Here is a 9975-nt window from a genome sequence, read left to right on the forward strand (position 1 = left end):
GGATGCCGGTGTTCTTTACCTTTCTGCTCGCGCATTTCCCGGCCGGGCTTGTGATCTACTGGGCGTGGAACAACACCCTCTCGGTGATCCAACAGTCGGTGATCATGGCGCGGCAGGGCGTCGAGATCCCGCTCTTCGAGAATCTCGGGCTGAAGAAGAACGACAAACCGCAAGCCAAGAAGCAGAAGGTGCGCGACGAGAGCGAAACGACATCCTGAAGGAGAGTCGGCCATGGGGCTGGGAGAGGAATTGGCCGAAGAGCGCAGGCGCTTCAGCTTGCTCAGCTTATATGACAAGTTCGAACATATCGTCGTCCTCATCCTCACGGCTTTGATCGCCGCCTTCATCGTCTTCGCGCTGTGGAACCTCGCGCTCGGTGTCGTTCAGAGCTTCGCTTCGAGCACGACCACCCCCACCGACTACCCGGTGTTCCAGAGCATCTTCGGCATGATGTTCACGGTGATCATCGCGCTCGAGTTCAAACGTTCGCTGCTCATCTCGACCGAGCGACTACGAAGCGTGGTGCAGGTTCGCACCGTGATTCTGATCGGGCTGCTGGCGGTCGTGCGCAAGTTGATCATTCTCGATGTCGGGGACGCGGCGACGCGGGAGTTGTTCGCTCTTGCCGCCGCGATCGTGGCGCTTGGCATCGCCTACTGGCTCGTCTGCGACCGCGGCCCCTTCGTTCTTGCCGACTCGCGCGAGGAGAAGGGTGGACGCAGGCTCCACAAGCGCGACAAGAGTTAAGGAGCGTCCGGCGCCTCTGCGTTTCGGGGCCTGGTCCGACAGGCAGGTCGAGCCCGGCGATGGCAATGCAAGGTCACGGCGTCAGTTCTGAAGAGCTTGCCCGCGGCGAGGCGCTGTTCCGGGGCCCGTGCGCCTTCGTCACGGGCGTCACCCGCATCGAGGACTTGCCGCGGGACGGACGGCCGGAGATCGCGTTCGCCGGCCGCTCCAATGTCGGCAAGTCGAGCCTGATCAACGCGCTTACCGGCCGCACAAGCCTCGCGCGCGTCTCGGTCACGCCGGGGCGGACGCGCGAGCTCAACTTCTTCAGCCTCGGCAAGGACGGGCTGCTCTATCTCGTCGACATGCCGGGATACGGCTATGCCAAGGCCGCAAAGTCGCAAGTGAGGGGCTGGACGCGGCTGATCCGCGACTATCTAAAGGGACGGCGCGAGCTGAAACGCGTGTTCCTCTTGATCGACGCGCGCCACGGTATCAAGCCGAACGACGAGGAGACGATGACGCTGCTCGATGAGGCGGCCGTGTCTTATCAAGTTGTGCTGACCAAGGCCGATAAGCCAAAGGCCACCGAGCTTGCCGCACTCCAGCAAAAAGTCGCGCGCGATCTCGCCAAGCACCCGGCGGCCTATCCCGAGATTATCACCACGTCCGCGCGCATGGGCTCAGGAATCGAGGATCTTCGCGCCGCTGTCGCCGCGGCTGCGGCTTAGCCCGATTACCCGGCAAAACGGGCCCACAAGGCGGCGATCCAGACGATCCCCGCAAGCGCGAGCGAGAAGAACACGCCCGCCGAGGCGAGGTCCTTGGTGATGCGGATCGCTTCGTGACGGTCCGGCTGGATGTGGTTGCAGAGCCGCTCGATCGCCGTGTTGAGAAACTCGATCGACAGCACGAAGAGCAGACTCCCGACGAGCGCGACCCAGGTCCACAGATCGCGCGCGATGAAGAAGGACAAGGGCAGGAGCAGGCAGGCGATGGCCACCTCCTGCTTGATCGCCGATTCGGTGGCAAGGCCTTCCTGAAGGCCGCCAAGCGAGTTGTGGAAGGCGGCGACGATCCGCGCGAGGCCGCCCCGGCCGGGAAGTGCCGCCTGCTGCCGCGGCAGGCCGCTATCGGCGGATTTCGAGGACGGCTCGGACGGCGGCTCCCGGCGCATCGATCTTGCCTCCATCGCCCAGGCGGGGGAAATGCCTGCAAATCAGGCAGCTTAGGGGGAGACGTATAGTCGAGAGGGGAGCCGCTGGATAGATCAGCCAATCGCTTGTCCCCTTAGCCTTAGCGCCGCTATAAGCGCGAGGTGACCAAGAGCAAGCCGAGCCACGCCAAGTCGAAGGTGCAGCCCGCCCCCAAGGCTGCCAAAGCGCCTGCCCACACCGTGGCCGAGGTGATCGCCTCCGTGCACGCCAAGGCCAAGGTCTTGTCGGAGGCGCTCCCCTACATGCAGCGCTACGACCGCAAGACGGTCGTGGTGAAATATGGCGGGCACGCCATGGGCGACCCCGAGCTCGCCGCGGCGTTTGCCCGCGATATCGTGCTCATCAAGCAGGCGGGGGTGAACCCCATCGTGGTGCATGGCGGGGGGCCGCAGATCGGCTCCCTGCTCGATCGGCTCAACATCAGAAGCGAGTTCAAGGGCGGGCTTCGCGTCACCGACCGGGCCACGGTCGAGGTGGTCGAGATGGTTCTTGCCGGCTCGGTCAACAAGGAGATCGTCACCGCCATCAACAACCAGGGCGGCAAGGCGGTCGGCATCTCCGGCAAGGACGCCAATCTGATGCGCGCCAAGCGGCTCGAGCGGCGCATGCGCGCTCCCGATTCAGATACCGAGGAGATCGTCGATCTCGGCTATGTCGGCGAGCCGGCGGCGGTCGATCCGCACATCATCGAGGTCATCAGCAACTCAGACCTCATTCCGGTCGTCGCCCCGCTCGGGATCGGACCCGACGGCGAGACGCTCAACATCAACGCCGATACGTTCGCCGCGGCGCTCGCCACGGCGCTCAAGGCGAAACGTCTTCTGTTGCTCACCGACGTCGAGGGCGTGCTCGACAGGAGCGGGCAGCTCATCAAGTCTCTGACCACGGCGGAAGCGCAACGGCTGATCGAGGACGGCACCATCTCCGGCGGCATGATCCCCAAGATCGAAGGCTGCCTCGACGTGATCGCCGAGGGCGTGGAGGCGGTCGTGATCATCAACGGGCGGGTGCCGCACGCGGTGCTGCTCGAATTGTTCACCGAGCATGGCGCGGGCACTTTGATCGAGCGGCGCAGGCCGCGAAGCAGCACGAGGGGATCATGATGAGCGCCGGGCCCGAGGCGCCGTGCGGCTTCGACCATGTCGAGGCCTGGGTGTTCGACCTCGACAACACGCTTTATCCGGCCGACTGCAATCTGTTCGCCCAGATCGACCGGCGCATGGGCGAGTTCATCGCTCAGGAACTCGGCCTCAACCTCGACGAGGCGCAAGCCTTGCGCCAGGCCTATTACTACGAGCACGGCACGACGCTCGCCGGCCTCGTCAGGATGCACGGCGTCTCGCCCGACGCCTTTCTCGACTATGTGCACGACATCGATTTGAGCGCCGTCGCGGCGGCGCCCGAGCTTGCCGCGGCGCTCGATGCGCTGCCGGGTCGCAAGTTCGTGTTCACCAACGGCTCGCGCAAACACGCCGAAAGGGTGGTTGAGCGGCTCGGCGTACTCGGCCGGTTCGAGGCGATCTTCGACATCCACGCGCTCGAATACGTCCATCCCAAGCCGACGCATGAGGCCTACCGGCGCTTCATGCAGGCGTGCCGTGTGACGCCGGCGGAAGGCGCTATGTTCGACGATCTCCCGCACAATCTGAAAACCGCACACGAGCTCGGCATGACCACTGTGCTCGTGCATGGTCTGACCGAGCATCCTGAGCACCAGGCAATCGCATCCTGGACCGGACTTCCCGCCCATATCCACCACCGCACCGACGCGCTCGCTCCGTTCCTTGGCGCGATTGCTGCCTCGCTCGTCAAACGGAGCGACAGCGTCCAAACGGTTCCCCACAATGCCCAATACTGCCTGACGTGATGGCCCCACCATGACCCACGACCATCTCAAGACCTTCATCGACAGCGCGTTCGAGCATGCCGCCGAGATCACGCCCGAGACCAAGGGCGTGGTGCGCGACGCGGTCGAGGAAGTACTCGACCTCCTCGACAAGGGCGAGCTCAGGATTGCCGAGAAGCAGGCGGGCAGCTGGGTCGTGCATCAATGGCTGAAGAAGGCGATCCTGCTCTCCTTCCGCCTCAATGAGCCGCGTCGCATCGAGGGTGCGCCCGACGGCTCCTCGTGGTGGGACAAGGTTCCGACCAAGTTCGCCAAATGGAAGGCGAAGGACTTCAAGGAGGCGGGCTTCCGTGTGGTGCCGGGAGCGGTCGTGCGCCGCTCGGCCTATATCGCGCCGGGCGTCGTACTCATGCCGTCCTTCGTCAATCTCGGCGCGCGGGTCGAGTCCGGCACTATGATCGACACCTGGGCCACGGTCGGCTCCTGCGCGCAGATCGGCAAGAACGTGCACCTTTCGGGCGGCGCCGGCATCGGCGGGGTGCTCGAGCCGCTTCAGGCGAACCCGGTCATCATCGAGGACAATTGCTTTATCGGCGCGCGCGCGGAAGTGGCCGAGGGCGTGATCGTGGGCGAAGGCTCGGTCCTCTCGATGGGGGTCTATATCGGGCAATCGACCAAGATCATCGACCGGCAGACGGGTTTCGTGCATCAGGGCCGCGTGCCGCCCTATTCCGTCGTGGTGTCGGGGACCATGGCGGGCAAGCCGCTCTCAGACGGCTCGCCCGCGCCTTCGCTCTATTGCGCTGTGATCGTCAAGACGGTCGACGAGAAGACCCGCGCCAAGACCTCGATCAACGAGCTGCTCAGGGATTGATTTGCGCCGCTGAAGGTGCCGAACCGCAGGGACATGGTTTGGGCAAGCAAGGCCCTGACCTAAACGCCGTTTGCTTGCTCCTAAGAGCCGGCTCAAACGATTTTGTGGGCCGTTTCTTGCTTATCCCCCCTTCCAGACCCCTGCCCTTCGGCCTTACAAGAGATGGAGCCCGGTGAAACCTGGCTGCAAAGGGAGGGGACACGAATGGATTTCCAATATTTGTTTACGTCGTTCGACGGGCGCATCAACCGGGCCAAATACTGGGCTGGCGTGGTGATCCTCGCCATCATCAGCATCGTGTTCGGTTTCATCATCGGCGCCATATTCGGGCCTTCGACCCTTGGCGCCATTTTGGTGACCCTCGTCACTTTGGCCCTGTTCTATCCGGGATACGCGGTAGCGGCTAAACGCTTCCAGGACCGCGACAAGCCCGGGCAGACGGCCCTCTACGGCCTGGTCCCCGTCCTGATCGCGAGCCTGTTGCAGGCCTTCGGTCTCACCGGCACGCCGGAGGCGCCGAATGCGCTCGGCTGGATCTGCAATCTCATCAGCATCGGCGTCGGGCTGTGGTTCCTGATCGAGCTCGGCATCCTCAAGGGAACGCCCGGACCGAACCGTTTCGGCGGCGATCCCTTGGCCGCGGTGCGCTGATCCTCAACCGGTGGCGATGGTCGCGGGTCGAGCGCGGCCGTCGCCGCCCTCAGGCTTGCCAGTTGACCCTCCGGCCGTCATGGTACCGACGGAATGACCCCACTTGGCGATAAGGCGCTCGCGCTCGCGCAAAGTCTGATCCGCTGCGAGAGCGTAACGCCGCGCGACGGCGGCGCGATCGAGGTCTTGATCCAGACGCTCAAGCCTGGGCGCTTTCTGTGCGAGCGCCTGCGTTTCGGCGAGGGCGCCGAGGCGGTCGACAATCTCTATGCGCGGATCGGCGAGGGTCCGCCGCATCTCTGCTTTGCCGGCCATACCGACGTAGTGCCGCCGGGAGATCTGAAGCTCTGGCGTCACCCACCGTTCGCCGCCAACGCGCTCGGCGGGGTGCTCTACGGCCGCGGCGCCTCGGACATGAAGGGCGCGATCGCCTGTTTCGTGGCCGCGGCGCTCGACTACGCCAAATCGCGCGGGCGCGAGATCGACGGCTCGATCAGCCTGCTCATCACCGGCGACGAGGAAGTTCCCGCGATCAACGGCACGCGCAAGGTGCTCGAGTGGATGGCGAAGAAGGGCGAGCGCCCCGATCATTGCCTGGTGGGCGAGCCGACCAACACGATGCGGCTCGGCGAGGCGATCAAGATCGGGCGACGCGGCAGCCTGAACGGCAAACTGAAGGTCGTCGGCACGCAAGGCCATGTGGCGTACCCGCAGCTCGCCAACAACCCGGTCAAGGGGCTGATCAGAGTGCTTGCCCGCTTCTACGACTCGCCGCTCGACTACGGCAGCGCCTATTTCTCGCCGTCCAATCTCGAAGTGACGAGCATCGACGTGGGCAACCAGGCAGTGAACGTGATCCCACCCGCAGCCGAGGCGCGCTTCAATATCCGTTTCAACGACCGCCACACGCCCGAGTCGCTGAAGACGCAATTGAAGGAGCAGGCGGCATCCGCGCTCGAAGGCAGCGAGCTCTCCTTCACGCTCGAGTTCGAGCCGCCGAGCCAGTGCTTCGTCACCGAGCCGGGGCCGCTCGATGCGCTCCTTTCAGAGGCGGTGCGGGACATCACCGGAACCACGCCCAAGCTTTCTACCGACGGCGGCACCTCGGACGCCCGTTTCATCAAGGACGTTTGCCCTGTGGTCGAGTTCGGACTCACCACCGCCTCGATCCACAAGGTCGACGAAAATGTGAGCATCGCCGATCTCGAGCAGCTCGCCGCCATCTATCGCCGCTTCATCGAGATCTACTTCAAGACCTTCGGTGGCGCCGATGCCGGGTGATCCCCGGCCGATCGGGGTGTTCGACTCCGGGATGGGCGGGCTTACCGTGCTTAGGGCGCTGATGGCGCGCCTGCCCAACGAGCATTTCGTCTATCTCGGCGACACCGCGCGGCTCCCCTACGGCACCAAGAGCGCCGAGACGGTGCAGGCCTACGCGCTTCAGGCGACGCGGCTCCTGATCGAGGAGGGCGTGAAGATGCTGGTGATCGCCTGCAACACGGCCTCTGCGGTCGCGCTCTATCTGTTGCAGGAGGCATGGGAGCCGGTGCCGGTCATCGGCGTGATCGAGCCGGGGGCGCGGGCCGGGATCGCCGCCACCAGGAACGGCCGCATCGCCGTGATCGCGACCGAGGGCACGGTCAGAGGCGGGGCCTATGCGCGGGCGATCCACCGCCTGAAGCGCGATGTCGAGGTGGTGCAGCAGCCCTGCCAGGTGTTCGTCGCGCTTGCCGAGGAGGGCTGGACCGATTCGCCCGTAACGGTCGCGGCCGCCGAGCGCTATCTCAAGCCGCTGTTCGGCGGAAAGGGAGCGCCCGACACGCTCGTCCTCGGCTGCACGCATTTCCCGGTGCTTGCCGCATCGATTCGCAAGAGCGTGGGTGACGACGTGGCGCTCGTCGACTCGGCCGAGACGGCGGCCACAGCCGTTGCCGCGGCGCTCGACGAGCGGAAGCTCGCGAGCGCGCCGGGCTACCCGGGGCAGGCGCGCTTCTTCGCCACCGATTCGCCCCAGCGCTTCGCCCGCGTCGGCGAAATTTTCCTCGGCCGGCCGATCGACGCCCGGCAGGTCGAACTCGTCGATCTCCGCGCGCTTTAGCGGCTTCGCCGACGCCTAAACCTTCGGCGGCGGCTCGGCGTCCGGGAGCGCGGCCGAATCGTCGGTCGGATCGAGCGATTCGAGCATCGGCGGCGCCTTGGTGTCGGCGGCCACGCTCACGTCCCGCAGCAGGCTCTTGAGCCAGGACATACCGAGCAGAAGCAGGACCGCCCCGCCATAGACGGCCGTGCCCAGCACGAAGAGGAGGAGCAGCACAGTCTCCTCGTGGAAATGAGTGAGATGGGCGAGAGCGCGCTCGAGCCCATAGGCGCCGACGACGAGAGCGACGGCGAGCAGAGCGCCCGACGCGAGGAGCTTGAGCACCGGCTTGCCGATGTCGTGGCCAGAGACGGCGAAGCCCTGGCGGCGGGCGAAGTAGCCGAGCAGACTCAAATTGATCCAGGCGCCGACGCTGGTCGCAGCCGCAAGTCCCACCTGGGCGAGCGGGCCCATGAGCACGACCTTGAGCATGATGTTGATGCCGGCCGCGAGCAGCGCCGCCTTGACCGGGGTCGCGGTATCGCCGCGGGCGTAGAACGGCGCGGTGAAGCTCCGAAGCAGGACGAAGGGGAGAAGCCCGAAGGCGTAGGCCGCGAGCGTCGCTCCCGCCGCCGCGGCGTCGGCCGCGGTGAATGCGCCGCGGGTGAACAGCGCGCGCATGATGAGGTCGGGAATGACGATCGAGGCGGCGGCGCAGGGCACAGTCATGAGGAGCGCAAGCTGGATGCCGCGCGCCTGCGCCGAGGCCGCGCCCCTGTCGTCGCCGGCCGCGAGCCGCCGCGACATCTCGGGCAGCAGCACGGTGCCGACGGCGATGCCGACGACCCCGATCGGGAGCTGGTTGATGCGGTCGGCGTAATAGAGGGCGGACAGCGCCCCGGTCGGAAGATAGGAGGCGATCAGCGTATCGGCGAAGAGCGCGAGCTGCACGCCGCCCGCGCCGACGATGGCCGGCCCGAGCGCCTTGAGGAAGCGCCTGGTCGGCGCATCGAGCCGCGGCATGCGGAACCTGATGCCGACCCCGTGCAGCTCGGCATCGCCGCCCACCACCGCGACGATGAACACGCCGGCGATGAGAACGCCCCAGGCCGCGGCATGGCCGGCATCCTTGAACAAGGGCGTGAGCAAAAGCGTCGCGATGATCGAGACGTTGAGCAGGATGGGGGCGCCGGCGGCCGCGGCGAAGCGGTTGTTGGCGTTGAGGATGCCGGCGAACAGGGTCTCGATCGAGACGAGTGCGAGATAGGGAAAGGTGATGCGGGTGAGCGCGACGGCAAGATCGAATCTGATCGGATCGTCGGAGAGGCCGGGCGCGAGCAGGCCCACCACCTCGGGCGTGAACAGGAGCGCGAGCGCGAGCAGCGCGAGGTTCAGGAAAATGAGCGCGGCGGCGATCTCGTCGGCGAACAGCTTGGCCGCCGGGAGCCCCGCCTGCTCCAGCGTCCGGGCATAGGCCGGCACGAAGGCCGCGGCAAAGGCGCCTTCGGCGAAAATGGCGCGGAAGTGGTTGGGCAGCCTGAAGGCGACGAAGAAGGCATCGGCGATCGGCCCGGCGCCGAGGATCGCGGCCATGACCACGTCGCGGATGAAGCCCGTGAGGCGGGAGACGAGCGTGAGCCCGCCGACGGTCGCAATCCGCCTGATCATCGTGGTTTTTCGGGCATCTCATCCCTCTCCCCGTTTCGCGGGCAGAGAGGTAAAGGAATTTCAGCGGCTTGGCCATGCCGGGGCTTGCGACACTCTCGCCGGCCAGGCAGCGGGCCGGAAATCCCCTCTCCCCTTGTGGGAGAAGGCTTTCCCGCCCGGCGCGCGCGCCACTTGTGGCGAAGCGCGACGAATGGCGGGACGGGTGAGGGGTGACGGTCTTTGTTTTCGACGCGGCGCTTGCGCGCCGCTGACCTCTCACCACGCGCGCATTGCGCTCAAATAGCGAAGCGATAGCGCATCGAAATTGCGCGCGTGTGCTCTCCCACAGGGGAGAGCGGGGAGGCCGTTGAACCGTTCAAGCAAGACAAGAGCGGCTCGGCAAAGCAAGAGCGCTCGGGCAGGATGCAACGCCTCGCCGCGACATCGCGCGAGGTCATGTCAAAGAGCGAGTCCCCCGAGGGAGGGGGATGGCGCGCCGAAAAGCGCAAACCTATGGTGTCCGTGTTCCTTTTGGGAGACACGGCGGGCGCCTCTCGGCGCGCCAGCAAGCGCTTCTTTATTGGCGCGCTACCGCGCCTTCGCTACTTGAGCGCATGGCGCAGCTTCCGCGCCCTTCGAGCGCATGCTCATTTGGCGGCGATTTGGCGAACACCGGGCCTCGCTTTAGGTTAGGGCCCCACGCTTTGAGCGCAGTGCCCAGATCATCAGCCAGCTCCTGGCAGGGACTCGTAGTGGTCCCGGGAGGAGCCCCAATGTCCGCCCGAGTGCCCATGCTGCGTGCATGAACCCGCGGGGCGCCGCACCCCGTCCCGCTGGTCATGACGCCTCATGAGCGCGCCCCTCAACGGACGAGGTGATGTCAGTCTAACCGAGGTTTCGGGGCCGGGGATAAGCGCGAGGGCAAGGCACTTCGAGG

General features: G+C 65.9%; 11 protein-coding genes. 9 read left to right on the forward strand and 2 right to left on the reverse strand.

Annotation, left to right across the window (positions count from 1 at the left end; genetic code table 11):
- From VFB18_RS12235 to yihA, 3 genes are all read left to right on the forward strand, one after another.
- Positions 1-218: YidC/Oxa1 family membrane protein insertase (locus tag VFB18_RS12235; RefSeq protein WP_324975587.1), on the forward strand; the 218-nt coding region annotated here is incomplete at its 5' end.
- Between the two features lie 13 nt (positions 219-231).
- Entirely contained in the window at positions 232-747 is a 516-nt protein-coding gene (locus VFB18_RS12240) for a phosphate-starvation-inducible PsiE family protein (protein WP_324975589.1), read from the forward strand.
- Positions 748-806: 59 nt separating this feature from the next.
- Positions 807-1457: a ribosome biogenesis GTP-binding protein YihA/YsxC gene (yihA, locus tag VFB18_RS12245; RefSeq protein WP_324975591.1), complete on the forward strand. Its 651-nt coding sequence runs from the start codon at positions 807-809 to the stop codon at positions 1455-1457.
- Positions 1458-1462: 5 nt separating this feature from the next.
- Here the strand turns inward: yihA and VFB18_RS12250 are convergent, their stop codons facing one another.
- Positions 1463-1903, reverse strand: coding sequence for a diacylglycerol kinase (locus tag VFB18_RS12250; protein WP_324975595.1), 441 nt, complete (start codon positions 1901-1903; stop codon positions 1463-1465).
- A 282-nt stretch (positions 1904-2185) separates the two neighbouring features.
- Here VFB18_RS12250 and argB point away from each other — a divergent pair, with 282 nt between their 5' ends.
- The 6 genes from argB (at position 2186) to murI (ending at position 7412) form a co-directional block, all read left to right on the forward strand.
- Complete coding sequence (gene argB / locus VFB18_RS12255; protein WP_324975616.1) at positions 2186-3046, forward strand: acetylglutamate kinase; 861 nt, start codon at positions 2186-2188, stop codon at positions 3044-3046.
- On the forward strand, positions 3043-3810 hold the full coding sequence (locus tag VFB18_RS12260) for a pyrimidine 5'-nucleotidase (RefSeq protein ID WP_324975598.1): 768 nt from the start codon (positions 3043-3045) through the stop codon (positions 3808-3810). The genes argB and VFB18_RS12260 overlap by 4 nt, the downstream gene beginning before the upstream one ends.
- A gap of 10 nt (positions 3811-3820) precedes the next feature.
- Complete coding sequence (gene dapD, locus VFB18_RS12265) at positions 3821-4663, forward strand: 2,3,4,5-tetrahydropyridine-2,6-dicarboxylate N-succinyltransferase (protein ID WP_324975601.1); 843 nt, start codon at positions 3821-3823, stop codon at positions 4661-4663.
- A gap of 204 nt (positions 4664-4867) precedes the next feature.
- Positions 4868-5314, forward strand: coding sequence for a DUF805 domain-containing protein (locus VFB18_RS12270; RefSeq protein ID WP_324975604.1), 447 nt, complete (start codon positions 4868-4870; stop codon positions 5312-5314).
- Between the two features lie 93 nt (positions 5315-5407).
- Positions 5408-6595: a succinyl-diaminopimelate desuccinylase gene (gene dapE / locus VFB18_RS12275; protein ID WP_324975606.1), complete on the forward strand. Its 1188-nt coding sequence runs from the start codon at positions 5408-5410 to the stop codon at positions 6593-6595.
- Positions 6585-7412 (forward strand): glutamate racemase, encoded by an 828-nt coding sequence (gene murI, locus VFB18_RS12280; RefSeq protein WP_324975609.1) that lies wholly within the window; start codon positions 6585-6587, stop codon positions 7410-7412. The genes dapE and murI overlap by 11 nt, the downstream gene beginning before the upstream one ends.
- 15 nt (positions 7413-7427) lie before the next feature.
- On the opposite strand, the gene murJ is transcribed toward murI, so the two are convergent.
- A complete protein-coding gene (murJ, locus tag VFB18_RS12285; protein WP_324975612.1) occupies positions 7428-9059 on the reverse strand; it encodes a murein biosynthesis integral membrane protein MurJ in 1632 nt (543 codons plus the stop codon).
- Between the last annotated feature and the right edge of the window lie 916 nt (positions 9060-9975).

The organism is Methyloceanibacter sp., assembly GCF_035650995.1.
Lineage (GTDB): Bacteria > Pseudomonadota > Alphaproteobacteria > Rhizobiales > Methyloligellaceae > Methyloceanibacter.

What these genes read in the sequence shown, in the direction of transcription:
- VFB18_RS12240 (WP_324975589.1), top strand. Translation starts at nt 232, where the DNA reads ATGGGGCTGGGAGAGGAATTGGCCGAAGAGCGCAGGCGCTTCAGCTTG.
- yihA (WP_324975591.1), top strand. Translation starts at nt 807, where the DNA reads ATGGCAATGCAAGGTCACGGCGTCAGTTCTGAAGAGCTTGCCCGCGGC.
- VFB18_RS12250 (WP_324975595.1), bottom strand. Translation starts at nt 1,903, where the DNA reads ATGCGCCGGGAGCCGCCGTCCGAGCCGTCCTCGAAATCCGCCGATAGC.
- argB (WP_324975616.1), top strand. Translation starts at nt 2,186, where the DNA reads ATGCAGCGCTACGACCGCAAGACGGTCGTGGTGAAATATGGCGGGCAC.
- VFB18_RS12260 (WP_324975598.1), top strand. Translation starts at nt 3,043, where the DNA reads ATGATGAGCGCCGGGCCCGAGGCGCCGTGCGGCTTCGACCATGTCGAG.
- dapD (WP_324975601.1), top strand. Translation starts at nt 3,821, where the DNA reads ATGACCCACGACCATCTCAAGACCTTCATCGACAGCGCGTTCGAGCAT.
- VFB18_RS12270 (WP_324975604.1), top strand. Translation starts at nt 4,868, where the DNA reads ATGGATTTCCAATATTTGTTTACGTCGTTCGACGGGCGCATCAACCGG.
- dapE (WP_324975606.1), top strand. Translation starts at nt 5,408, where the DNA reads ATGACCCCACTTGGCGATAAGGCGCTCGCGCTCGCGCAAAGTCTGATC.
- murI (WP_324975609.1), top strand. Translation starts at nt 6,585, where the DNA reads ATGCCGGGTGATCCCCGGCCGATCGGGGTGTTCGACTCCGGGATGGGC.
- murJ (WP_324975612.1), bottom strand. Translation starts at nt 9,059, where the DNA reads ATGATCAGGCGGATTGCGACCGTCGGCGGGCTCACGCTCGTCTCCCGC.